Source organism: Rhodococcus sp. T9N (assembly GCF_024436645.1).
Classification (GTDB): Bacteria; Actinomycetota; Actinomycetes; order Mycobacteriales; family Mycobacteriaceae; genus Rhodococcus_F; species Rhodococcus_F qingshengii.
On the sequence record NZ_JAMSKS010000021.1, the window covers coordinates 19974 to 41550 of the forward strand.

The 21577-nt window shown below is 61.5% G+C and carries 29 protein-coding genes; 12 read left to right on the plus strand and 17 right to left on the minus strand.

Annotated features, from left to right (window positions below):
* Nucleotides 1-26: 26 nt before the first annotated feature.
* The gene (locus tag M1L53_RS34915) at nucleotides 27-680 is read right to left on the minus strand and encodes a hypothetical protein (protein ID WP_372464405.1); all 654 of its coding nucleotides are present in this window, start codon (nucleotides 678-680) and stop codon (nucleotides 27-29) included.
* 663 nt (nucleotides 681-1343) lie between these two features.
* Nucleotides 1344-1634, minus strand: a complete 291-nt coding sequence (locus tag M1L53_RS26740; protein ID WP_230793493.1) for a transcriptional regulator — start codon at nucleotides 1632-1634, stop codon at nucleotides 1344-1346.
* A 184-nt stretch (nucleotides 1635-1818) separates the two neighbouring features.
* Here M1L53_RS26740 and M1L53_RS26745 point away from each other — a divergent pair, with 184 nt between their 5' ends.
* Nucleotides 1819-2595, plus strand: a complete 777-nt coding sequence (locus M1L53_RS26745; RefSeq protein ID WP_230793494.1) for a DUF6884 domain-containing protein — start codon at nucleotides 1819-1821, stop codon at nucleotides 2593-2595.
* A 109-nt stretch (nucleotides 2596-2704) separates the two neighbouring features.
* On the plus strand, nucleotides 2705-3073 hold the full coding sequence (locus M1L53_RS26750; protein ID WP_261949291.1) for a hypothetical protein: 369 nt from the start codon (nucleotides 2705-2707) through the stop codon (nucleotides 3071-3073).
* 715 nt (nucleotides 3074-3788) lie between these two features.
* On the opposite strand, the gene M1L53_RS26755 is transcribed toward M1L53_RS26750, so the two are convergent.
* Together M1L53_RS26755 and M1L53_RS26760 are read right to left on the minus strand one after the other, a co-directional pair.
* A complete protein-coding gene (locus tag M1L53_RS26755; protein WP_047270456.1) occupies nucleotides 3789-5189 on the minus strand; it encodes an IS1380 family transposase in 1401 nt (466 codons plus the stop codon).
* Between the two features lie 79 nt (nucleotides 5190-5268).
* Nucleotides 5269-5766, minus strand: a complete 498-nt coding sequence (locus M1L53_RS26760; protein WP_230793496.1) for a hypothetical protein — start codon at nucleotides 5764-5766, stop codon at nucleotides 5269-5271.
* A gap of 296 nt (nucleotides 5767-6062) precedes the next feature.
* Here M1L53_RS26760 and M1L53_RS26765 point away from each other — a divergent pair, with 296 nt between their 5' ends.
* The 4 genes from M1L53_RS26765 to M1L53_RS26780 all read left to right on the plus strand — a co-directional run bounded on the left by M1L53_RS26765 (nucleotide 6063) and on the right by M1L53_RS26780 (nucleotide 8591).
* A complete protein-coding gene (locus M1L53_RS26765) occupies nucleotides 6063-6425 on the plus strand; it encodes a hypothetical protein (protein ID WP_230793497.1) in 363 nt (120 codons plus the stop codon).
* Between the two features lie 176 nt (nucleotides 6426-6601).
* Nucleotides 6602-7435, plus strand: coding sequence for a DUF4145 domain-containing protein (locus M1L53_RS26770; protein ID WP_230793498.1), 834 nt, complete (start codon nucleotides 6602-6604; stop codon nucleotides 7433-7435).
* A 301-nt stretch (nucleotides 7436-7736) separates the two neighbouring features.
* Entirely contained in the window at nucleotides 7737-8114 is a 378-nt protein-coding gene (locus tag M1L53_RS26775) for a hypothetical protein (protein ID WP_230793499.1), read from the plus strand.
* A gap of 102 nt (nucleotides 8115-8216) precedes the next feature.
* Entirely contained in the window at nucleotides 8217-8591 is a 375-nt protein-coding gene (locus M1L53_RS26780; protein ID WP_230793500.1) for a hypothetical protein, read from the plus strand.
* Nucleotides 8592-9065: 474 nt separating this feature from the next.
* Here M1L53_RS26780 and M1L53_RS26785 read toward each other — a convergent pair whose 3' ends face one another.
* The 4 genes from M1L53_RS26785 to M1L53_RS26800 all read right to left on the minus strand — a co-directional run bounded on the left by M1L53_RS26785 (nucleotide 9066) and on the right by M1L53_RS26800 (nucleotide 12166).
* Nucleotides 9066-9404 carry a hypothetical protein gene (locus M1L53_RS26785; RefSeq protein WP_230793503.1) on the minus strand — a complete coding sequence of 113 codons (339 nt, stop codon included), beginning with the start codon at nucleotides 9402-9404 and terminating at the stop codon, nucleotides 9066-9068.
* Complete coding sequence (locus M1L53_RS26790; protein ID WP_047269976.1) at nucleotides 9401-10210, minus strand: hypothetical protein; 810 nt, start codon at nucleotides 10208-10210, stop codon at nucleotides 9401-9403. The genes M1L53_RS26785 and M1L53_RS26790 overlap by 4 nt, the downstream gene beginning before the upstream one ends.
* 100 nt (nucleotides 10211-10310) lie before the next feature.
* A complete protein-coding gene (locus tag M1L53_RS26795; protein ID WP_230793505.1) occupies nucleotides 10311-11105 on the minus strand; it encodes a hypothetical protein in 795 nt (264 codons plus the stop codon).
* A gap of 161 nt (nucleotides 11106-11266) precedes the next feature.
* The gene (locus M1L53_RS26800) at nucleotides 11267-12166 is read right to left on the minus strand and encodes a hypothetical protein (RefSeq protein ID WP_230793507.1); all 900 of its coding nucleotides are present in this window, start codon (nucleotides 12164-12166) and stop codon (nucleotides 11267-11269) included.
* A gap of 479 nt (nucleotides 12167-12645) precedes the next feature.
* Between M1L53_RS26800 and M1L53_RS26805 the strand changes: the two genes are divergently transcribed.
* Entirely contained in the window at nucleotides 12646-13893 is a 1248-nt protein-coding gene (locus M1L53_RS26805) for an IS256 family transposase (RefSeq protein ID WP_030538129.1), read from the plus strand.
* Between the two features lie 108 nt (nucleotides 13894-14001).
* Here M1L53_RS26805 and M1L53_RS26810 read toward each other — a convergent pair whose 3' ends face one another.
* The 9 genes from M1L53_RS26810 to M1L53_RS26850 all read right to left on the minus strand — a co-directional run bounded on the left by M1L53_RS26810 (nucleotide 14002) and on the right by M1L53_RS26850 (nucleotide 18392).
* Entirely contained in the window at nucleotides 14002-14394 is a 393-nt protein-coding gene (locus tag M1L53_RS26810) for a hypothetical protein (RefSeq protein ID WP_230793508.1), read from the minus strand.
* Complete coding sequence (locus tag M1L53_RS26815) at nucleotides 14391-14621, minus strand: hypothetical protein (protein ID WP_230793509.1); 231 nt, start codon at nucleotides 14619-14621, stop codon at nucleotides 14391-14393. Before M1L53_RS26815 ends, M1L53_RS26810 begins: the two co-directional genes overlap by 4 nt.
* The gene (locus M1L53_RS26820; protein ID WP_230793511.1) at nucleotides 14618-15115 is read right to left on the minus strand and encodes a hypothetical protein; all 498 of its coding nucleotides are present in this window, start codon (nucleotides 15113-15115) and stop codon (nucleotides 14618-14620) included. The genes M1L53_RS26815 and M1L53_RS26820 overlap by 4 nt, the downstream gene beginning before the upstream one ends.
* Nucleotides 15116-15209: 94 nt before the next feature.
* Nucleotides 15210-15575 (minus strand): hypothetical protein, encoded by a 366-nt coding sequence (locus tag M1L53_RS26825; RefSeq protein WP_230793512.1) that lies wholly within the window; start codon nucleotides 15573-15575, stop codon nucleotides 15210-15212.
* A 53-nt stretch (nucleotides 15576-15628) separates the two neighbouring features.
* Nucleotides 15629-16021, minus strand: a complete 393-nt coding sequence (locus M1L53_RS26830; protein ID WP_230793514.1) for a hypothetical protein — start codon at nucleotides 16019-16021, stop codon at nucleotides 15629-15631.
* On the minus strand, nucleotides 16021-16797 hold the full coding sequence (locus M1L53_RS26835) for a hypothetical protein (protein WP_230793515.1): 777 nt from the start codon (nucleotides 16795-16797) through the stop codon (nucleotides 16021-16023). Before M1L53_RS26835 ends, M1L53_RS26830 begins: the two co-directional genes overlap by 1 nt.
* A gap of 4 nt (nucleotides 16798-16801) precedes the next feature.
* Complete coding sequence (locus tag M1L53_RS26840) at nucleotides 16802-17065, minus strand: hypothetical protein (RefSeq protein ID WP_230793516.1); 264 nt, start codon at nucleotides 17063-17065, stop codon at nucleotides 16802-16804.
* 383 nt (nucleotides 17066-17448) lie between these two features.
* Nucleotides 17449-17748, minus strand: coding sequence for a hypothetical protein (locus M1L53_RS26845; protein WP_075836552.1), 300 nt, complete (start codon nucleotides 17746-17748; stop codon nucleotides 17449-17451).
* A 59-nt stretch (nucleotides 17749-17807) separates the two neighbouring features.
* The gene (locus tag M1L53_RS26850) at nucleotides 17808-18392 is read right to left on the minus strand and encodes a hypothetical protein (RefSeq protein WP_075836554.1); all 585 of its coding nucleotides are present in this window, start codon (nucleotides 18390-18392) and stop codon (nucleotides 17808-17810) included.
* Between the two features lie 355 nt (nucleotides 18393-18747).
* Between M1L53_RS26850 and M1L53_RS26855 the strand changes: the two genes are divergently transcribed.
* The 5 genes from M1L53_RS26855 to M1L53_RS26875 all read left to right on the plus strand — a co-directional run bounded on the left by M1L53_RS26855 (nucleotide 18748) and on the right by M1L53_RS26875 (nucleotide 21571).
* Nucleotides 18748-19575, plus strand: coding sequence for a C40 family peptidase (locus tag M1L53_RS26855; protein WP_230793517.1), 828 nt, complete (start codon nucleotides 18748-18750; stop codon nucleotides 19573-19575).
* A 10-nt stretch (nucleotides 19576-19585) separates the two neighbouring features.
* Nucleotides 19586-20116, plus strand: a complete 531-nt coding sequence (locus M1L53_RS26860; RefSeq protein ID WP_230793518.1) for a hypothetical protein — start codon at nucleotides 19586-19588, stop codon at nucleotides 20114-20116.
* Between the two features lie 443 nt (nucleotides 20117-20559).
* On the plus strand, nucleotides 20560-20697 hold the full coding sequence (locus M1L53_RS26865; protein ID WP_155419186.1) for a hypothetical protein: 138 nt from the start codon (nucleotides 20560-20562) through the stop codon (nucleotides 20695-20697).
* The gene (locus M1L53_RS26870; RefSeq protein ID WP_230793519.1) at nucleotides 20694-21314 is read left to right on the plus strand and encodes a hypothetical protein; all 621 of its coding nucleotides are present in this window, start codon (nucleotides 20694-20696) and stop codon (nucleotides 21312-21314) included. Before M1L53_RS26865 ends, M1L53_RS26870 begins: the two co-directional genes overlap by 4 nt.
* Nucleotides 21311-21571: a hypothetical protein gene (locus M1L53_RS26875; protein ID WP_230793520.1), complete on the plus strand. Its 261-nt coding sequence runs from the start codon at nucleotides 21311-21313 to the stop codon at nucleotides 21569-21571. The genes M1L53_RS26870 and M1L53_RS26875 overlap by 4 nt, the downstream gene beginning before the upstream one ends.
* The last annotated feature ends 6 nt before the right edge of the window (nucleotides 21572-21577 follow it).

Genomic DNA, 21577 nt, shown 5'->3' on the forward strand with positions numbered 1-21577 from the left:
CTGTGTTTTTGTGGCTCGCCTTCGCCTCATTCGGGAGTGGACGTTGATTTGGATTGCCGTGCCGGCTCTTCCAGATTCGGTGCCTCTGTCCTGTCCTCGCCGGGAGTCGGTTCGAGGGCGGCCGCGGCGACGGCGGGCGACCCTTTCATGTTTTCTGGCACCGTCGTGCCGCCCGGCAAGCTGACTGGGCCATTGTCGTTGATGTCGCGGAAGAGGGGTGCGCGGTAGTCAAGGTTCAGAGTAGACTTCCCCCAACGGTATTCACTGCCTTGCGGGCCTTTTGCGCGTACAGCGCTGGTCGCCCGCTGCAGCATTCCGCGGTCTTGTGCGTCGAGCCTCTCGATCAAGCTCGCGATCATTGTTGCGCTCCGACTCACCGCTTCTTTGTCCGACGGTGTCAGAACGCTGGGTGTCAGAGCGGTGATGCCGGCCTTGGCTTCCGCGTAGTCGGGCCGTCCGGCGCTGCCGAAGAAGAAGGCCTCGGGAGAGGTGTTGACGAGGCGGCCGTGGACCGGTGCCCCGTCTTGGTCGAGTCGGTCGAGCAGAACGTAGCCGTCGGGCGGGGAGACTGGTTCGGTGGTTGGCCTGGCCACGGCCCGCATGGCTTCGGGGAACGTGGTCCCGGGATGTTCTTGCTGGTACTTGCGTGCGGCTTTTTTCCGGCCGGAGTTCTTTGTCATCGGTCGAGCTCCAATCACGATGGATGGGCGATGTCCCGCGTGCACCGCCACAAGTCGTGACGAGCATTCGTTGATTGATCCGGTGGACCTTGCCCTCGACCGTCTCCGCTGCGATGACGCGGGCATCTGGAAGACCTCGGGGTCAGCCGTACAACGTCGGCTCTGGCAAGCAGACTAACACGACCGAGCGACACCAAGCGGGCGAAGCGCATGTATTGCCTTGTGCGGGAACGGCACACAGAAGCCGCCTTGCCGGAACGGCTCTCACCGCATCGCCGCAGATTGCTGGACGTATCTGGGAGACGGGATGGGGGTTTCGGAGGAATTCCGTAGCGAACGCCATCAGGGTGGGAAGCCGGGGTACTTCAGGGGCAACGTATGCACGGCGTTGTGAAGTACATCAACGCGAAGGGGTTCGGGAGCATTGCTCGCGTTGGCGGGAGGGGGATGTGTTCGTGCACTCTGACTGATCGCTGGGCCGGGCTTCGCGTCGCTCGACGAGGGCAGAGCGGGTGGAGTTCGGGATCGGTGACCGTGTGAAATGCCCTCAGTCACGGATGTTCTTGCCCTGTGCGGCGAGTGGGGTAGTGCGGCGGCAACGGTATGGGGCGTCAGAACGGTGATGTACGTGCGGAGACGAAGATCTACGTCATTGTATGCGGGCTATTGCTTCTCGATCTTCCATGCTCGGGATCGGTTTCCACGCCCGGGCCGGTTGTGGATCCAGTTCACCATTTCGGCTTTGTCCCACAGGGGAGTGCGGCCTTTCTTGTCGACCGGTTTCGGTGCTTGGCCGCGGTGTGCGTAGGCGTGGAAGGTCCTCAACGCGATGACGGTCCCGGATTCCTTCTCGATCAGGGTGATGCATTCTTCAGCGCTGAGCAGGATCGGGTCTTCCATGGCTGTCCCTCCGTCGAATGTGTGCACGTCTGTCGTCGGGCCCGAAGCCGTCATCAAAGATTACATCCTCAGTTTGTGAACTCTGCCGGCGTTGGCGTGACGGTTTTAAGCTCTGAACAGCAGGTTCTTCGCGGACAGGTCCGGCCGACTTGAGAATACATACTCAGTATGTAATCTTTGACGGGTGGTTGAGGCCGCACAGAGACCGTGTGAAACGAACTGATCAGGAGCGCATCCGATGGCGAGTTACAAGCCGACCTACCGCTACGCCGGCTCCATACTCACTGCACCTGCTCCAGGGGTGGCGCTGGTCAAGGAGGTCGGCCTCGTCGTTTCCGTACCCGGTGTCGGACCCAAGACAGGCGGTCGATACATGGGCGTCCCCGTCAACGTCGGACCGATACATACTCGCCTCTATCGCCCCCACGACGACGTCGAAATGACCCTGCCGAACACCCAGTTGCGGATGTGGATCGCGCCTTTCGAGTCGGCTGCTTTTCGGGAAGGCCATGTGGGGTTGCTTGCTGCACGGCCCGGGTGGGGTTGGTTGAACTGGACCATCGCCGAGCACGTTGCGTATGACCTTGATGTCGAAGCGACGAATCGAGTCCACTTTCACGATGTAACAACGGTTTACGTTGGGGAGCCGCCACTGGTAGTGGTTCCCTGTGGCGCGGCCAAAGCGCCTTGTGCGGCACCGGCAGGTGAGCTCTATCGCGGAAGCTATCACCGGCTCTGTCTGCGTGCCGCGAAGGCTCTGACCAGTCCTGATTTCATCCGCATTCTTTCTGCGAAGCACGGCTTGCTCGCCCTGGACACGGTGGTGGAACCGTACGACCTCCGGCTGGGTCAACCTGGATCGATCACCGCCGAAGATCTTGTTGCTCAAGCGGAGCAACAGGGCCTGCTCGGTCATCGTGAGGTGGTGATTCTGGCTGGCCGCGACTACACGCGTATCGCGCGCAGTCTGGCCTCAGGCCAGTGCCCCGCTTTCGGGAACCCGCGGGATCGGTGAACAACAACACCGGCTTCTCAAAATCGCGGCCGGCGCCGCACCGGTCGGCGTTTGACACCCCGAACCCCCATTAGAACCCAGAACCCCTTTTTCGGAGAGGTGACCTCAGATGAGTGCACAGGAAACCGGCCTGATCGATATTCCAGCACTGTTCGTCGAATCATTCATCTCGTTCGCCAACGACATCAACGACGTCGAACTTGGAGATGATGTCATTGGAGATCTGGAATTCGAGGTGTCCGAGGACGGGAGGAGGTTGTACCTGGCCAATAAATGCCCGGGTTTCTACCCGTACTTGCAGCTTGAATCCGAGGTTGGAGGTTTGACGATCGCCCACCTTCGGTCCACGGATTACGTGGAGCGCGACGACGGTGGGTTCGACGAAGTGCCCTACGATCACGCGCAGGTTGTGATAGACATTCGCAATACTCATCAAGCCGCGCGCGAAGCGGTCGACTTCTGGATCGCCACATTCTGAGCTTGTGTGGCTCCCATTGTGAAGTGGGAGCCACACAAGCACCAGGTCAGTTGAAGATGCTCATCCTTACAGGTTGGTGTCTTCTCTTATTTCAATCTGTCAATCAAATCTAGCGAACTATTGATCAAAAATACTATTTGACGTAAAGTAAATACTACTCTGCTAATGATCTGAATGACTAGTAATATACATATTAAAGCTTCCATCCATTTGTTTCTCCTTTCGTAGACTGCGATTAGCTAATGCTTTTCGCGATGTATTAAGTATATCATTGATAACTGAATAATGCAAATAGAAACCGATTAGAAGACGATGAAAACAATGCCGCTCGTTCCCGAAAACTAATCAAACTCTTCGCTCTATTATAACAAATTGGGCGAATTCTCGCTTGAATGTAGTTCATGCGGCCGGATTGCCCATTCACCTAGTAATTCTACCATCGAACCCCGCGCGTGAGCATCGATGGCGGCGTCCTGACCAAGGAATACGACGTCACGCAGGCAGGGTCACCTCGTGTGATCGTGCTTCTCGGCTGACTGCCCATAGATCACTGAGGGATCACCGGCCGGGTACTAGCCCCGCTGATTCACGGGCCGGTGTAACTGCTGATATCGGGTGACGGCGGGCTTGTTTTCGCGTGTGGGCGTGCGGGGGTGCCGGCTGGCGCTGCCGGTGGGCGGGTCTCCGGGTGGTGCTGTCGGGCGGGCAGGTGGGGTCAGGCGGGTTTGGGGATCGCGGCGATCTTGTTGAACACGGCGACGATCGCGACGGCCCAGGGCCACGTCTCTGGGATCTTCACGCGTCGCCTGCGGCTGCTGCGAGTCAGCCGGGCTGCCACGTGAAGGAAGCGGTATCGCAGCGCCTTGGGCTCGCACAAGGCGAGAACTGCGGCCTCGCCGATGCAGGCCAGCATCCGCGTCCACGCCACCAGATCTGCGGCGATCATCACCGCCACCAGCCAAGCCTGATTGAGCGCGAACTCGCGTGAGGGCAGACGTCCGAGCCCGGTGTCTTTTGCGTGACGGATCCGGTCCTCGACCCGGGCGTGAGCCCGATGCCTGGCTTCAAGAAACTGCAGCTGCCCGGCGCTGGTGTTGGTGACAAAAGCCTGGTAGCGCCATCCATCGATCTCCTCGAACATCGACAACTGGGCGCCGGGGTGGGGCCGCTCGCGGCGCACGATCACCCGCATCCCGTCTGGCCACTTTGCGAGCATCCCGGGAGCGAGGAATCCGGTCAGCTCCGCGATGTCGGCCCCGTCACGAATGTCCCCGTTGGGGTTGAGCGCTGGTCCCCACGCGGCCTCGGGGCAGGTCGCGATGGCCCGGCGAATCGGGGCAGTGATAGCGAAGCCGACCGAGTACTCCACCCGTCGACCACGAACGCGGTTCTGCTCGGTGATCCAATCCAGCAAGTCGTGGGAGGCGCCGGCACCGTCGGAGCGGATCAGCAGGTCACGCCGGCGGGCGGCGGGGATCTGCGCGATGGCTTGGCCCAGAACGTCGATGTGGTCGGCGGCGGTGTTGGACCCGGCGTTGCCCGGGCGCAGGCTCGCGGCGAGGAACTCTTCTGTGTTGTCGCACCACACGCCGATCGGGTGGTAGCCGAAAGTGCGCTTGTACGTCGGCGCGGCGTTCTCCTTCTCGCTGTGGGTGACCACGATGGTGGCGTCCACATCGAGCACGACCGTCGATCCCAGATCCCGCCCCGCACACGCCGATGCGGGTACTCCGCCGGGCAGTTGGGACCACACGTGCCGCCGTGCCCGAGCCCGCGCCACCTGGATCTTCTTGCGCTTGCCGGCAGTGACCTCATCGAGCGTGCGCCACACCGTCGGCGCCGACGCCACTGGGCCCAGGGCCCCGGACTGGTGGCGCAGGACGCCGATGTCGGAGATGGACTCGCCGCCATCGGCGAGCATCACCGCGACGTCGATCAACACACGGCCGCGGTCGTGGATCGGGATGAACCGGCGGCGAGCCATGGCCCCTGACAGCTCGGCGGTCAGACCGACCTGATCAGCCAGAAGTCGAGGCACGATAGCCCCGGCATGCGAGATCACCCCGACACCATCAGCAGTAACGGACAGACCAGCCGACCACGAAGTACGCTTCACCTACCGAGTGCTTTCTGCTGGAGAACATGGAACCTTAGACAAGTCCCAGTTTCCCCTGCTCAGGAAGCACTTCGGTCTATTACGCCCAGCGATCCGCAGATTCCCATGAATCACCCGGGCTAGGCGGAATGTAACGCGGTCTTCGCACCGTATTGAGATGTGTCCGCCCGATGCCCTCAGGACCACCGAACAACTCCTCTGCGCGTCGGCTGTTGAGGAACGTGCTGATCAGCTGCCATAATTCGTCGGCGAATGTAGGCGCGTCGGGTCCGACCAGCCGGAGCAGAACTTCGAATGCCTCGTCGTCGTCGAGCGCGGCAACGACGCCGTGCGAAGCGATCACTTTCGCTTGCTCGGCGTACAGACTGCTCAGTGCTTCCAGCCCGTGCAGAAAATCTTTGAGGTACGTGTCCGGGAGCATGCCCATCATTGTTCCACTGGTTGTCAGGTGTCCGATTGTCTCCTCGTCTGGCCCCCGATCCCAGATTGCCACCTTCTCTGCATGAATGACGATGACTGCATACTGTTGTCGCTCCCTGCTGGCCAGTGGCGTTTTGGACGTCGTCGGCGAGTCCATGAATGGTGGATTGTGTTGTGACGATGGAATAGTCATTGAGGAGTTCGGTTTCTGGGGTTCGTTCGCCGGCTGCTACGGCGCGTGGCGCGAGGTACGGGCGCCGTACTGGTCTCTTCGAGCTGACAGGGTTGTGGATAACGCAGCGAGGTGTTGTCCGGGGGCGCCTGCGCTGTCCGGGCAAGGCTCGCCCAGCGAAGGATTTCGGAGCGTTGATTGCCCTGCATCTCGGAGTTTCGGATTTATCGCTCTCTGTTAGTTTGTTGTTCTGGAGGGCGTCACGAGATGGGGGAAGTACGTTGTCGGGTGACTGGAGTCCGGATTTTCAGCCGCACAAGTGGGCGCGGGACAAGGCGGAGTTCGCGGCGTGGATGGACGGGGCGACGGTTCGTGCGCCGTGGAAACGTAACCGGTTCGCCATCTGGCGTCGTGAACAGCAAGTGAAGCGGGTACACGATTCAGCAGCTGTGGCACGAAAGGAGAAGGCGGATCGGATTGCGAATCCCAGTGCGGAACTTGTTGCGGCGTACCAGGAGTTGCAGGCTGCGGAGGCGGCGTCCGGCGCTCGGCTCGGTTGTGCACGCGGCGGCGATATGAGCGACCCGGAAACGGTTCGGGCTATTGCTCGGCTGCTCAACGATCACGCAGACAAGTTCCAGTAGGAAACAATGAGCCGCGGTCTGTCAGGATCTGGGGCATGAGATGGCCTCGGCGCAATGCCCCGTCTGCTTCGGTAAGAACCCCGGTGATAGTTCCGCCGCCACCAGCGGTGTTGTTCAGCGAGTACATGAAGAAGAAGCCGCGGCGCCCATCGCCCGTGGAGGGCACAGTTTTGAGCATGCTCCACGCTGCGAACCCGTACGGCGGCGTGAACGAGACAGTTCGCACGCGGCTGGTGATGGTGCTGTCCAAACATCAGCAGCCACAGGCTGCCGGGGATCCTCGGTTCCCGTCGATGACGCTCCAGATGGTCTCTATTGCGATTGAGCGATTGGTGTTTGTACAGGGCAATATGCGCTTGGGTGGGCCCGCCCCGACCTCTAACGCACTGTTTCGGCATTTTGCCGGTCTCATCATGAACGAAGAGGTGTCAGTTGTCCTCGATGCGGTAGGGGCATACGCGGACGCGCATGCGCGGGTTCCTGGAGTGCCGTGGATGAAAGATGCGGAAGAAGCGTTCCTGGCGGATGTCGAAGATGTGTTGGCCTCCACTGAATACGGTGTGCGCGGCCGGGAGTTGGTGTTGCGCACCGACCTGGCATCGGCGGTGCTCGTGGACGAGCCACTGCGACTGTTGTCCGCTGGGGTTCCGGCGCTGGAGAAGATTGATCTCAAGTACAGGGAGGCTGTTGCCGAGTTGTCGGCAGGGAAACCGGCGGACGCGATCACGGACGCTGGTACGGCGTTGGAGATGCTGCTCGATGCGTTGGGCTATTCGGGCGGCTCGCTGGGCGACCAACTCAAAGCCGCGAAGAAGCAGGGATGGCTTGCCGGCGTCGACACACCGTTGGCGAATGCGCTCGAGGATCTCGTGAAGTGGATTGTGTCTGTGCGTAATCAGCGTTCTGATGCTCATGACACGCAATCACCTGATCAGGGGGACGCTGAGCTGATGGTGCGGTTGGTTGGGGTGTTGGTGCTTCGGTTCGGTCCCGACGTGCCGGAGAAGTAAGAGTCGATCGGCGTTTCCAGCACCGCGACGATCCGACCGGACGGGTTGGGTGCTGACGATTCACTAGATCAGAGCGTGCTCGAACTGGCATGCAGGTATCCGGGCAGTATTCCCGACGAAAGTGCATGTCGGACTGGTTCATTTGCCGCTAGTTAGGCGTTTCGGATAGTACTGCTTATCTTCCAACGTGACCGAAGGCACTGCGGTACGCAAATCTTTGGTTACCAAAATATGCGATACTGTCAGTCACATCCAAGTGGGGCTGCGCCCGATACAGCCTGCGCGTCGCAGGAGGTTTTCCATGTCCCGTTCACGTATGGCTGTAGCTGCTTTGTTGCTTCCGGTCGCCGCTGGGGCCGTTGCTCTTGTCGGTGCAGGTGCCGCCTCGGCCGCCACGCCATATTCCGGAAACGGTTATGTCGGTGTCACGTTCGATCAGAACGAGACTCGGTTCATCGCCGATACCAATGCCGGCGAACTCCTCCGCGGCATCCCGGACAACACTTTGCACATCAATCTCGGCCCCGGTTCGATTTACAAGGGGTCCGACAACGTTGTTTACGCGACCGTCGATCAGTTGGTCGACGAGTCGGCGTCACACGGTGGCCGCGTCGCCTTGACGATCAGCGATCCGGCGATTTGGAATGGCGTCGTGCTCACCGGTTTTCAGCAGTGGTGATCTAGCTTCGCCGAGGTTCTTCTCGCGCGGGCGGTGACCTTTTCACCTGTCCGATCCGTATGGGGCTGCGCACGATGCAGCCTCCTCCCATTTGGAGGTTTCATGTCCCGTTCACGTATGGCCGTCGCCGCGTTGATGATTCCGGTCGCTGCTGGTGCTGTCGCAGTCCTCGGAGCCGGTGCAGCTTCGGCCGTCGAACCGTATTCCGGCGAGGGCTATGTCGCGGTCCGCTTCGATGAGAACGAGACTCGTTTCATCTCCGCTGCCAATGCCGGCGAACTGCTCGATCTGATCCCCAACGAGTTCTGGAGCGTGTCCCTCGAAGAGGGGTCTGTCTTTGAGAACGAGGAATACGTCACGTCCGCGACTATCGACCAGTTGGTCGACGAAGCGGCAGCTCGCGGCGGGATGATCAGCTTCACGATCAACGATCCGGCGATCTGGTCCAAGAACATCTCGATCATCCAGCAGTGGTGACGTAGGTCGAGTTTGTACGTGCAGGGCCGGTGAGCGTTGTGTTCACCGGCCCTTTTCGTGTGCCGGACAGCTACCTCGTTTAGGTGGCTGGCGCGTCGGTGCTGTCTGAGCTAGTGCGCGAGCTTCATCTGGTCGTGAAGAATCTTGGCCCCGGCGAGCGACAATCCTCGATTCGCTCGACGTAACTCGCGTATGGCGACTAGAGGTTGTTTCGAGGGAGAAATCCCCTCCGCAGCCAATATGTCTACCGCCCAACGTGTTCCGGACCGCACTGCTTCATTCTCGGTCCCGCCGAACACCGCGGTCAGGTTCTTTCTGCCGCCCACAGGGCGGGGTGCCAGCACAGCAACACCGATAACCAAAGCCAAGGTTGTGTAGATCGCCATCACACGGTGAACGCTACCGCCGATCTGCCGGCCCTGCCTGGTGCAAAGATTCTCAGCTTCTGCAGGATTGGACGCTTGAACCTTCCGGTCAGCTCACCGATGGCACTTCGGTGATGGCGTCGGCAGTGACGAGCATGTCGATCTCGACGCTGTTGGTTCCGCCGGCGTCGGTGACGTGCACTGTTACTCCGCCGAGCCACTGTCCGTCATGCATTTTCGCCCAGAATTTCAAAACCCCGTCCAGGTATCCGGACATGTACAGCGCGGACGTTTTCACCCGCATACTCACATGATCGGCGCGTGATGCTCCTCCGCGTCCGAGTGGCAGCGCCCGACCGATGTCGATTTTCACTGCCCTCGGCTCGTCGAATGTCCTGATCACAGGGTGGTCCGGCCAACGTTCGTTCCAATGATCGGTGTTGATCACAGTGCCTTCTTCAGGGGGGCAGGCTTGTGTGCTGCGTCGACGGCGGGGGCGATCGCTCGCCACACTGACACCCCTGCCTCTTCGCGGATCTCCATCCGTCCTGTGCGCCGTTGGAACCCCTTGCCCACGGCCGCGACGTCGAGCTGCACGGAAGTCACCCGCCCGCGCCCCGCAGTCAGGCCGCTGTACCCGGCGACTCTCGACTCGATGCGCAGATCCGGGCCGTCCCATTGCCCGTGAGTGACCACGAGAACATTGCCTTTGGACCTCGCTCTGGCGACGACTGCTCGCGCCCTCGACGGTGTGACGGCCGCGCCGGAAAGTCCGAGTATCACCAGGTCAATGCCGTCAAGCAGGATGGCTGCCACCTCGACTGCACTGTCCCGAGGCTCCGGGATCAGTGCAATCCGTGACAAATCTGCACCTTGTTCCGTGGCTGCGAGTAGTCCCAGAGTGGGCATGCCGATCACTGCTGCATGGCCGCCGTTTGCGGTGACGGACGCGAGCAGGCCGATGAGGACGGAGTTCGTTCCGGAGACGCTGACGACGGTGCCTCGTGCGAGTCCTCCGCGTGGAAGTAGTTCGCCGATCGGCGGCGGCACCGGAAGCATTCGGAGGGTTGATTGCGCCGTGGCCACGATCGGAGTCGGCTCGCGCTCGTCGACTGGGCGGAGCATCACCGAGGGTGTCGCTGGTTCGGTGCCGTCCGAGCGGGCGGGGATCGAGGCCATCTTGCGGCGTAGCTGTTCGAGCTTTTCCGCCTTGGTCAGCACCGTTGTTGCTGATGAGTGGGGCTGTTGGCTCACCGTCGCCCCGCTTTCCTGGATTCGCGCGTATTTCTCGCACACCCAGGATACTCGAACACAAGTTCGATAAGAACAGGTCTGGGCCGAGTAAGCGCGGCGTCTAGTTCTCGAGGGAGGCATCTGCGTCGCGACGAGGACGGGGCGCACCCTCGATGTGTTTGGTGCGGACGCCAGGACTGTCTGTCGCTTCGTCCGCTGGGATGTCGCGTGTGAGGTCGGAGCGGTCTGTGAATTGCGCTCGTCCGAGGGAAGCCGGGAGGAGCGGGAACGAGGGGGATGTGCGCATCCACCGTTTTTCTGCGCCGATCGTCGCCCACAACACTGCAGCCAGAAGTGCCGCGTTGAGCCACATGTCCGCACGGGAGAGGTATGTGCTTTCCCCGGCGAGGTGGGCGAGGATCGCGCATGCGATCAGCAACGCGGCGATGTCCTGTACGAGGTAGCGCGGTAGCCGGGCCAGTGAACGTGTCAGCAGCGGTGAAGGGTTCGACTGCGGCGATGCCAGGATCGACACTGCGGACAGGAGGATCGCGCAGGTGGCAGCGAGCCAGGCCAGCCACCACACGTAGGTGGCAGCGGCGGCGCTGGAGCCGATCGCTTCCGCTGCCCGCAGCACGGCATCGGAGGCGTCGAAGGCGGCCACTGGTGTCGGATGTGAGGTGCCGGCGGCGGCGACGAAGTCGGCGCGAATGCTGTCGAGATCTACCCATCGGGAGAATCCCAGCGGGACCATGAAGGCGGCAACGCGCAGAGCGAAACGGACGGCAGGGCGCAGCAGCCACCATGCCTGGCGAAGGACGAGTTTCACCTTGGTGGCTGTGTCGCTGGTGAAGATCGCGGCGAGAGAGTTGATCCGGTCCGCCAGCAGCGATCGGGTGGAGGCGATAGTGCTCATATGTGCTTACTTTCGATGCGAAGGGGAGGATGCGGCGCGGCCGATCCGTGATCTCTAATTGCTCTGTCGGCCAGCATCATTCATTCTTGGATGACAGGTGGATTACTACGAAGCGTCCGGAATGCAGGCACTAGACTTCGGCGTTTCGAAGGGTGTCATCGTCATGTCGGGTTTTCCTGCTGAGCAATGGTTTCGGCGCGGCTTGCGCAGTCTTCGAGATCGGCGATTGTGTGCCACGCGTCCTCCCAATCGCCACCTTCGTGGGGGTCCAGTACGTTCATGGCGCTTCGTAGTGCAGCTGCAGCGACACCGATCACGGAGGCACCGATCGTGGCCGGGGCTTTCGGCGAGTCGATAAGGTCTCGGTACGGGATGTCCTGCCGCAGGCGGCACTGGCGGCACAGGCGTCCGTCGAACTCTGAATCCAGACCATCGTGGTACCAGTCCGGCGTGACGCACCGGCAGTGTGTCGGCGCCTTCTCCGTCGTAACAGACGGGGAGTTCGGGCAGGGTTTGTTGGTCCCGCCGCCGCCGGCGGGGTAGCGCTCGTGAAGCTGAAAGTGCGTTCCATTTCGCCCGGTGCAGATCGGGCACCGTGTTACCGCTTTCGTCTCCTCGACTGAGAGGGTGGAAGGGATGGAACCATCCGAACCGCCGATATTCTCGGCTGCAGTACTGATATCGAGACGCGCCTCCGCTGGTTCGGTTGCCAGGAACCGTGCGAGGAGACGGCGGGCGGCTTCTCGGCTGGCGATGTTGCCGTACTGAAGCGCGCAATTCGACACCTGTCGTATCTCGTCCGCCTCTTCAGTGGTGATGCGCCGGTGACCGTTGAGTTGTAGCCAGTAGAAGACAGCTTTCCCTGCTGCCAGGAAGAACTCGTCGGGCTCTGAGCCGTAGGGGACACCTTCACTGGCTTCGATCGCGACTCTTCCGATGTCGATCGCAAGTTCGTCTGCGGCTGTGAGGTTATCGGCGTCGAAACCTGTTGCCGGTTCCGCTGCGGGGGTGGGGAATTCGTTGCCGTGCTGGTGGGCGGTGTCGCCGGTGGTGGTATTCATCTGTGGTGTCTCCGTTCGATATCGGGCGGAATTCAAACGCCTTGTCCCGGTGTGTGGTTCAGGAATGAGTGGCTGCTTTTTCAGGGTGAAAGGGCCATCGTGCAGGACTTGCGCACTAGTAGCGTTGTCGCTAAGAACTTCAAAAAGGGGGGGCCGGAGAATGTGCCGGTGTGCAGTGCGTTGCGGAGTTGGGTTTCGAGTGTCGCTCATTCCGCCACCGCCGGAGTGAGTGGCGCCCACGTGCTTGCTGTCACCGTGCGGGATACGGCAATGGGTTTGAGCGGTCCAATCCCAGTGGATGTGTCCCACATTGAGGCGACATGTTCTGCCTCATTTTGGCTTTGCAACGGCGCTACCGAGTTGAGTCCCGGATAGTGGTGTAGCGCGGTCGCCGAGATCGTCCCGATGCTGGACGTGGACGCGGCCACCGCGTGATTCTTCAAGAGATCTCTCACAACCACCTTGAAGAGGACACAACGATGACCGCTCCACACATTGTCGACCCTGCAGCTCTGCTTGGCGACGCTCTGGCCGATGCCTCGCCAGATCTGATGCGCAGCCTGTTGCAGACGATGATCAACGCGCTTCTGTCGGCTGATGCCGATGCTGTTGTCGGTGCCGAGTACGGCCGCCCGTCACCTGATCGGACGGCCCAGCGCAACGGATACCGGCATCGACCCCTGGATACCCGAGTCGGCACGATCGACGTCGCCGTCCCCAAACTCAGGGCGGGGTCCTACTTTCCGGAATGGCTGCTCGAGCGTCGCAAACGGGCTGAGACCGCGCTGATCACCGTCGTGGCCGATTGCTACCTCGCCGGCGTGAGCACCCGCCGGATGGACAAGCTCGTCAAGACATTGGGCATCAACAGCCTGTCGAAGTCGCAGGTCTCACGGATGGCCACCGACCTCGACCAGTTGGTTGCGGAGTTCCGTCACCGGCCTCTCGGCGACGCCGGCCCGTTCACCTTCGTCGCTGCTGACGCGCTCACGATGAAGGTCCGCGAAGGCGGCCGGGTCGTCGCCTCGGTCGTTCTGATCGCGACCGGTGTCAACGCCGACGGACGACGTGAAGTCCTCGGAGTGCAGGTCGCCACGTCGGAGACCGGGGCTGCGTGGAACACGTTCTTCGCCGACCTCGTGGCCCGCGGTTTGGCCGGCGTCCGACTCGTCACCAGCGACGCGCACGCCGGACTCAAGGACGCGATCACTGCAAACCTGCCCGGCGCCGCCTGGCAACGGTGCCGCACCCACTACGCGGCGAACCTCATGAGCGTGACCCCGAAGTCGATGTGGCCGGCGGTCAAGGCGATGCTCCACAGCGTCTACGACCAGCCCGACGCACCAGCGGTGGCCGCCCAGTTCGACCGGCTCGTCGACTACGTCGACGACAAACTGCCAGCCGTCGCGGAGCACCTCACAGCCGCCCGTGACGACATCCTCGCGTTCACGACTTTCCCCGAGGGACTCTGGCAGCAGATCTGGTCGAACAATCCCAACGAGCGCCTCAATCGCGAGATCCGCCGCCGCACAGACTCCGTCGGGATCTTCCCCAACCGCGACGCGATCATCCGCCTCGTCGGCGCAGTCCTTGCCGAGCAGACCGACGAATGGGCCGAAGGACGCCGCTATCTCGGCCTCGAAATCCTCGCCAAGTCCCGCCTGACCATCGTCGCAACCAACGACGCCGACATCGACAAGGAGGACATTCCCGCACTCACCGCCTGAACCCGACAGGGTCACGCAGGGCTACACCACTCCCAGGGACTTGACCCGCTACCGTGCGGATGCCATCGAGGGTGTTTCTTTCAACGCCCCATTCGGTCCAGGTCTCCATCACGCACCGCCCGGAGTGAACAGGACACGGATGCCCGCCTTGTAGATGCGGAGGATTGCGTGGGATGGAGTTGTTTCCTCTCCGTCGAATCGGTCTCCCGGATCAAGCGCAAGCCAGTGATCGGGGCCTATCTTCTCGTACACCTCACCCGACCGCTGACCTTCGCGTTCTAGCGCTCGGATCAAGCTGCATTTAGGCAGGTCCATCAACTCGGCCGCGCTGTTCACCGTGCGAGGTTTCGACCAGCCCTGCGACTTCATCACCTCCACTGCTGCGGCGGCTGCTTGTTTGCGGAAGGGCCAACCTTCGAGCGTCGCTCTGATTGCGTCGATCAGCTCCACCTCGGCTAGTTCATCGCTCTCGGGTATGGCCTGTGATTGGATCTCACTCACTTCAACTCCCCTTTGTGCGCTGGTTCATCGAGGCCCCGTTCGTACAGAAATTGCTTGCATGACTTGAGGTGCTCGATCAGTGGGTCGAGTTGGCCGAAGGGGATGGTGAGGTCGTCACCGGAGCGGTTGTCGATGGTGATGGCAGGCTGGTGGATTTCACCGATGCACTCGACAATCGGGTCGTGCCCGTTGTCGACGTCGCCCCAGTTCCACATCTTGGTGCTCATCGCTGTTTCCTCTCAGAAGGCTTGCGGTTCAGTCGGTATGCGAATGCGACGAGGACCTGGTGCGGAATGGGCTCCGGTTCGGGATTCGATCGGGCGCGCTTGATGATCCGCACTGCATTGCCGTCGATTTCCCACAGTCCGCACCCGTCCGGGATCTCCTCCGGCCTTAACAACCCGACTGGTGTGGCGTAGACGAAACGGTGGGTGATCTTCCGCCACGGCCGTCGCTTTTCCTCGCTCTCGCGGAGGAAGTCGGCGCGGCTGATCTTCACTTCGATCGCGGTTCTTGTTGCCCCGCCGTCGAACATAAGTCCGTCGATCCTGCGATAGACCGGCGTCCCGTCGTATTCGGGCATGGGATCGCCCGGCTTCCAAGCACTCCATGCATCCCGGACTGGGTTCAATGCATCGCGGTCGGTCACAGTGATTTCGCGAACCAGCGCACAACCGGAGTGCTTGCGGGCGATTGCATCGAGTACTGCAGTTGCGTTCATGATTTCCCTTCCAAAGTTGCGCCGATGGTTCGTGATGCTTTCCGGGGCGAAGGGCTTTGAGCAAGTGGACTTTTCCCTCCACGTGGCACCTCAATCAGGCGGATCGCTCGTTCGTGCGCCGCACGTCCGCGGCAGCTGTCACCTTGTGGGTATGTGGACGGGGTGACGCCGAGGAGTTCGACGCGGCCGCGTTTGGGGTGTTGTGAAGGATCGCGAGCGCGGCACGGATATCGCGGGCTGCGGCGGCGAGGTGGGTGGTGATGTCCTGGTTGTCGGCTTCGGCAGCGAGGAACAGTTCCAGCTCTTCGGGGTACGTTCTCGGTCCGGTGTAGATCCCTCGTAGTTCTTCGCGTGCGTCAGCTATCGCGGCCAGTGCATCGTCGAGGGCCGCGAGCATTGCTCGGAGCCGCCGTTCGGCCGAGTCGGGGAAAACTTGTGCGGGACGGTATGTCTGAGTCATGAGCGGGAAACTCCTGTCGTGTCATGTCGCGTTTCGAGGACCGTTCGTACGTGTCAGCCGGCGGAATCGGCCCCCGGGGTATGCCGATCGGTGGGCGGGAGGACCGCGACGATGCGGGTCTCTACGCATTTCGACGGTCGGCGGCTCACTTGGATGTCTCCGGCGATCATCTCGCGCATCCGATCTGCGATGTCGCTGTCGTCTTCGTAACCGCTGCAGAAGATTCTGTCGTCCGGGCCGCGAACGCCGCGCTCGGTGTCGAGGATCGTGTAGTACGGGACCCTGCGGAGGTTGAACGGGCTGGTAAGGATCGCGAACCTGCCATCGCCGGATGTGGCTCGCACTCTCCACCATCGCCGGGACTCCGCGAATTGGACGCGGTGCCCCATCTCGAGCGCGGTTGCATCGACCGCGGTCCGGGCTGATCCTGTCGTGACTTCTCTCATCAGCCGCGCTCCTCGAATTCGGAGAGCTCTCCGCGTAGTTCTGCCAGCGCGGACTCTCGCGCGCGCCGGAGGTCTGTGAGGTCGATCGCCAACTGATCTATCGCTGAGGCCGCCACATCATCGCCGGCCGCGTTGGCCAGAAGGTTCTCGATGGCCCGGTCTCCATCGTGAATCCTGTCGAGAGATGCGCCGGCAGTGAGCGATTCCTGCAGTTCGAGCAGATGGCGACGATAGCTCCACAGCGCAGCTACACGTGTGAGCAGCGATCGCTCGACGCGCTCGAGCCATCGGCTGCTCACCAGGTGAGCTTCCCTCGCTGCGAGGGCTTGCGGGCTGCTACCCGCCGCCGGGGTTCCCAAAGTTGCTCGCACTGTTGCTAGTTCACCGGCGTGCGCAAGAATTCCGGCCAGTTGCTCGTCGAGATTCAGGCGTATGTGACCTACGTCGAGATCCTCACTTTCCCACGCAGGGACCGTGCGGATCTCGTCGACAAGTGTCGATGCCGCCAACGCCAACCGCAGCTCGATATGCGCCCCGCCAGCCGAGATCAACGACTGCAGAGCAGTAACGGCGTCACCGATCTCGGTTTTGTCCTCCTCACTCAGGCGGAGCGGATCGCGGCGGGTCCACCACCACAACCCCACCGCCTCTATCCCCGCAGCCAGGCAAAAGCAGACCAGTAGTGCGACGAATGGGTTCGCCGGCGCAGTCACGCCCGCAAAAACCGGGATGAGCCCGACCAGAACCGGCGCGAGAAGAGCGAGCGGAATCTTCACCTCCTCACCGCCTGCTACTCGACCGGTGTACTGTCGTGCGCCACACATCGCGCCGGGGGTAGTGGTCGAGCGACGAGTTTCCTTCCCACCCAGGCTCGTCAGTACTCCACGACTGCTCACGCCTAAGCCCGACGATCTCCGCCACTCGCTCGCTCAACATCTGCTCCCACAACCGGTCGATCGCGCACAAGAATTCTTCGCTCTCCGGGTCCACGTCGATGTCGACGATCATGGACCGCACTGCGGTTGCTGCACTGTCTACGCTCATGTCACGCTCCGACCAGATCCGTTGTAGGTGAATGCTCCCGTTCACAGCAGCTGGTCGCGATTTTGCCGAACGCCGAACTCGTTGCCGCACATGATCGATACCGGGATCCGCCCCAGCGCTCTCGCTGCCGTAGACGCGTCGTAGAGACGCAGGTCCCGCAAGGGATGCCGCCACCGTTGCAATCGGTGGCGCGTGGACCACCTCGTACGACATTGAACGGGCTGGTAAGGATCGCGAACCTGCCATCGCCGGATGTTGCTCGCATCCTCCACCATCGCCGGGACTCCGCGAACTGCACGCGGTGCCCAATTTCGAGCGCAGTTGCAGCGACCGCGCGGGTGATGAGGAGGGCCCGATTGGATCGCCAACACTCGATTCGTTGCTCACGCCTGCGCCTCAGAAGGATTGCTGGGCAGGACTTCAGGAGGAAGGGCGGCGAGGGTGGCGTGGATCTGCGCGGCGCGTTGGAGGGTGCCGCGTACGCCTTCGGGGTACGCAAATCCGCGGATGTCATACGGGTCGGGTTGCAACGCAAGGATGGACACGCGCTCGGCGAGCGCGGCGTGATCGCGGCGCGTAAGGGATGTGTAGTTGCCCGGTGTGGGGACATCGCGCAGGGCGGATTCTAGGTAGTTCCAGGTGGTTGATTCCCCTGCGGGGGAGTCGGTTTCGTTGTCAGTCATGAGACGCGGTTCCTTTCGGTTGATTCTCAGGGTTGTTCATCGAGGTGAGAGGAATGCCGTCAGTCGACGACGACTCCCTTTTTGAAGGCTTGGTGTAGAGAGAATTCGCGGCCCAATGGGTGTGCGAACGACCGGTGTCCTGGGAAGTGCTCCTTGTGACGCAATGTTTCGCATTCGGGGTAGTTCCAGAATGTTGGTGTGTTCGGGCTGCCGACGTCGAATCCCGCTTCCCGCCAGAACTGGACCAGTTCCGGGCGGTCAGGGGTTGATCCGTACAGGTGTCCTTGCTTCGCGGTGGCGGCGGAAAGGTCGTCAACCAGCGTTCGGACGAGTTGTGCTCCGACAGCGGCCGATCCGGTAGTTTCCGGTTTGACCACCAGGTTTTCGAGTATCCAGACGGTTCTCGATATCCACACGCATCCGGTTTCTGACCAGCCAGCTCTGCGGGCGGCGCGTGCCAGACCGTGTGGTGGTGATGCCAGCACGTATCCGATAGGGCGATGGTTCGACGTGGCGATGATTCCGATCGAATCCACCGCGTTCAGTCCTGCGGGGGCTGCCTCACCGGAGGTCCATCTTCGGTGCAGTGACGTCATTTTCTTGCTCTCACGGGGATGAAATCGCTCAAGCTCGATGCCGTCCATGTGGTCAGTCCCTTCCCGGATTGAGGACAGGCGATTGTGCGTCCCCTCTTACAAGAGAGGAGGTTCGACGTCGGGGTTCCTGTGACATGAATTGCGAAAAAAGTTTTGGCGGGGGCGCTGTGCGGGGTTCTCGTGGTGGCGCCGAGGCGCTGCCGAAGAGTCTCGTCGGTGGGGGCATATCGCCAGTGTGACTGAGGGTCATTACATCGTGAGCAGCCCGAGTTTGAGGCTGGAGGAGCGTGGATCGGAATGTGCGTGATGTTCGTAGTGTCATGTGCCGCGGTTAGCGTCCGGATTGTCACCACGACGTTTGCGTTGGGAGTCCTACCAACGCACAAGGACCAAGGAGTTTGTCATGGCGTTCGATCCGATTTCGATTCTTGTCGCAGGTGTTGCTGCTGCGGGTGCAGCCGTTCAGGGTTCCCCTCTGCCCCCGCCCGTTGCAGATGTTGCTGCGAATGTGGTTGCAGCAGTAGAGCAGTCGGCCCCTGAGTGGGATGCTCAGCTAGCCCCGTACCTTGAGTATCTTCCTGCGGACATGCCCGCGTACGCAGAACAATTGCTTCCCCAGCAGGACACATCGCCGGAGCCAGCAGTGCCTGATGCACCGGTGGAGAGTCTCGAACCGACCATCACTGTGCCGGCGCCAGTTGCTCCCGTGGTTGCTCCCGTCGTACTGGCCGGCCCGGGGTCCTCTGCCCCCTCTGCTGTCCCACCGTTGACTTCGCTGATTCCTGGGTTGTCGAGCGTTCCCGAACTTGTCTTCGATCCGAACATTCCGCGCGACGTGGAGACCGCCCGCAAAGTTATCGAAGCGGCCTTGACGGCGCTCGGGCTGCCGTACCAGTGGGGCGGCGGAGCCCTCGACGGTCCGACGATGGGCGATGGAACAGGTGGCGCGACAGCAGGTTACGACTGCTCCGGGTTGGTGCGCTTCGCGGTATTTCAGGCAACGGGAAAGGAATTGCCTCGTACTTCGCAAATCCAGTTCACTGTCGGCACTCAAATCGCCTGGGACAGCGCACAGCCTGGAGACCTGCTCTTCGGGAATTGGCAGGCTGACGGCGCGAATCATGTTGCGATCTACCTCGGTGGAGGCCGCATGATCGAAGCACCGCAAACAGGGCAGCTCGTGCAGATCAGCGCCGTCCGCTCGGACATGGTGCCGGTCAGGCTCTTCTGAGCCGACAGCCATGTCCAGCGAGGACGAGGCACACGAGATGGTCGATGCGACGGGTACACGTCGACGACTGCAGGCCTTGCTCGCCAACGGGCACCGCGCGAAGGATCTCGTTGCAGCTCTGGGCGTGCACACCAGTTGTCAACGAATCATTCGCAGCGAGAAGGTATCTGCGGTCATCCGAGACAGTGTCACACAGTTGTACGGAGAGCTCGAAAATCGACTCGGCCCGTCGGATCTGGCCCGCGAACGATACCGCGGTCTCGGTTACTTGTCGCCGATGTGGTGGGACCCTGACATCATCGACGATCCGGATGCCGAGCCGGCCGGCATTCGGGTGTACATGAAGATTCGAGTCGAAGACCCGCAGGGGGGCATCCGTTACCGACGAGTGTTGGTGGACGTCGTCACCGAAACACGAGTGGAACGTGTTGCCCGTATGCACCGGCTGGGCCTCTCGGTTGATCAGATCGCTGTTCGTATCGGGACTCGGGTCCGTTACGTGAGGCGCGATTTGGCTGAACTCGGCGTTTCACATCGGTGATGGTGCTTCTTGTGAGAGCAGATCTGGATGTCGGTGGTGGAGGGGGCTGGGATCGACTCGTTGGATTTCCGATCAGCGGGTCGAAGTTGGGCTGATGAAACGTACATCTACGTGCCTTTTTGTCGTGTGCGTGACTCGCTTTCCTGAATGTGACGTGTTCGAGATGTGCTGTACCGGATGTAGCGTCCCGTTTCGAGAGGTTGCTGGGGAACAAGCCCACAGTGGCCCGTTAACGATCGAGGAGATTCGATGACGATGAACTCACCGGAACCGTCAACCGCGCAGGCATCGATGCCCGGATCTGGGATCCATGGCGGACGGGGGTCGGACGAGATCGTGTCGACCTTCCTGCGTGCCGCGGTTCTTTCCGGGCATGTAAATGGAGATCGGTTATCTATCAACGGGAATGGCGACATTGATGCTGTAGACGAAAGGAAAGTTTCATGACCAACGTGGGGGAAAGTCGCATCGAATCCCGACTGAGCGCAATGCTCTCGGAGTTCGATACAGGCGAACAACAGGAGGGATCCGTGCGAATGGACTTCGCGCTGGGTGCACATGCAGACGGCGGGGATCGATGAGAACTCGTGAGCTCGTTGTCGTACAGGTCAATGCGACAGGCGATGACCCGGCGAGGCACGTCGCATTGGAAGTGGCGGCCGTGAGCCTTGGCAGTGGGAAGCGCTGGGATTTGACGGTGCCGCTCACTCAGGAACAGCTTGCGGATGCGGATCCCTCCGTTCTGCGCCGAAATGGCTATTACCGGCGAGGTTTGGCGGACAGTGCCGACCTCACTCGCTCTGTTCTCTCTGCTCGAATCGCTGACCTGGCGGGGGCTTTGGCTGGCAACACCCTCGGTGGGACGTCCCCGGAAGACTCTGCCGATTTTCTCGCCCGACTATTCCGTAGCTTCGATATCGAGCCACGATGGCACCCACGCCTGGCTGACATCGGAGCATTGACGGCTGGCGCATTCGGACTGGCCGCGACGTCGATTCCGACGTTCACGGCGTGCTGTCGAATGTGGGGAATCGACTTCGACGCGGACGAGCCGTCAGCGATGACGACCGCCACAGCTGCCACAGGGTGCTTTCGCACTCTCGATCAGTACAACGCGGTCGAAGTGCTGCAGGGGAGCGATCCGCATCCGGTCAGGCTGTCAGCGGTCCCCGACCCGATAATCCGCTCGCAGTCATGATCGGGAAGGGGACTGTTGAGCGCTTCCTTTCTCGGGTCGCAGGTCGGCACCTCGCCGGCGCATATTTTGTCGTTGTCGTCATCGTCAACGTGGCCCAGTCGTGGCGACGAGATGGCGCCCTGCCGTCGTGGACGGTCTGGCTCCTGGACGTTCCGTTGGTCGTCGTCGTATTCGGAATGACCGGATTGTGGATCGTGCAGCGCGTCCAGCGGTCCAGGGGAGCGGACGGCCACCCCAGCAATGAAACGTCACTGTGACGAACC

Coding starts and splice junctions, on each gene's coding strand:
- M1L53_RS26775 (WP_230793499.1), top strand. CDS start 7,737: ATGTCCCGTTCACGTATGGCTGTAGCTGCTTTGTTGCTTCCGGTCGCC.
- M1L53_RS26820 (WP_230793511.1), bottom strand. CDS start 15,115: ATGAACGCAACTGCAGTACTCGATGCAATCGCCCGCAAGCACTCCGGT.
- M1L53_RS26840 (WP_230793516.1), bottom strand. CDS start 17,065: ATGAGCGTAGACAGTGCAGCAACCGCAGTGCGGTCCATGATCGTCGAC.
- M1L53_RS26825 (WP_230793512.1), bottom strand. CDS start 15,575: ATGACTCAGACATACCGTCCCGCACAAGTTTTCCCCGACTCGGCCGAA.
- M1L53_RS26850 (WP_075836554.1), bottom strand. CDS start 18,392: ATGGACGGCATCGAGCTTGAGCGATTTCATCCCCGTGAGAGCAAGAAA.
- M1L53_RS26795 (WP_230793505.1), bottom strand. CDS start 11,105: ATGAGCACTATCGCCTCCACCCGATCGCTGCTGGCGGACCGGATCAAC.
- M1L53_RS26855 (WP_230793517.1), top strand. CDS start 18,748: ATGGCGTTCGATCCGATTTCGATTCTTGTCGCAGGTGTTGCTGCTGCG.
- M1L53_RS34915 (WP_372464405.1), bottom strand. CDS start 680: ATGACAAAGAACTCCGGCCGGAAAAAAGCCGCACGCAAGTACCAGCAA.
- M1L53_RS26745 (WP_230793494.1), top strand. CDS start 1,819: ATGGCGAGTTACAAGCCGACCTACCGCTACGCCGGCTCCATACTCACT.
- M1L53_RS26860 (WP_230793518.1), top strand. CDS start 19,586: ATGTCCAGCGAGGACGAGGCACACGAGATGGTCGATGCGACGGGTACA.
- M1L53_RS26870 (WP_230793519.1), top strand. CDS start 20,694: ATGAGAACTCGTGAGCTCGTTGTCGTACAGGTCAATGCGACAGGCGAT.
- M1L53_RS26805 (WP_030538129.1), top strand. CDS start 12,646: ATGACCGCTCCACACATTGTCGACCCTGCAGCTCTGCTTGGCGACGCT.
- M1L53_RS26740 (WP_230793493.1), bottom strand. CDS start 1,634: ATGACGGCTTCGGGCCCGACGACAGACGTGCACACATTCGACGGAGGG.
- M1L53_RS26815 (WP_230793509.1), bottom strand. CDS start 14,621: ATGAGCACCAAGATGTGGAACTGGGGCGACGTCGACAACGGGCACGAC.
- M1L53_RS26865 (WP_155419186.1), top strand. CDS start 20,560: ATGACCAACGTGGGGGAAAGTCGCATCGAATCCCGACTGAGCGCAATG.
- M1L53_RS26800 (WP_230793507.1), bottom strand. CDS start 12,166: ATGAATACCACCACCGGCGACACCGCCCACCAGCACGGCAACGAATTC.
- M1L53_RS26845 (WP_075836552.1), bottom strand. CDS start 17,748: ATGACTGACAACGAAACCGACTCCCCCGCAGGGGAATCAACCACCTGG.
- M1L53_RS26770 (WP_230793498.1), top strand. CDS start 6,602: ATGCTCCACGCTGCGAACCCGTACGGCGGCGTGAACGAGACAGTTCGC.
- M1L53_RS26875 (WP_230793520.1), top strand. CDS start 21,311: ATGATCGGGAAGGGGACTGTTGAGCGCTTCCTTTCTCGGGTCGCAGGT.
- M1L53_RS26780 (WP_230793500.1), top strand. CDS start 8,217: ATGTCCCGTTCACGTATGGCCGTCGCCGCGTTGATGATTCCGGTCGCT.
- M1L53_RS26750 (WP_261949291.1), top strand. CDS start 2,705: ATGAGTGCACAGGAAACCGGCCTGATCGATATTCCAGCACTGTTCGTC.
- M1L53_RS26830 (WP_230793514.1), bottom strand. CDS start 16,021: ATGAGAGAAGTCACGACAGGATCAGCCCGGACCGCGGTCGATGCAACC.
- M1L53_RS26760 (WP_230793496.1), bottom strand. CDS start 5,766: ATGGACTCGCCGACGACGTCCAAAACGCCACTGGCCAGCAGGGAGCGA.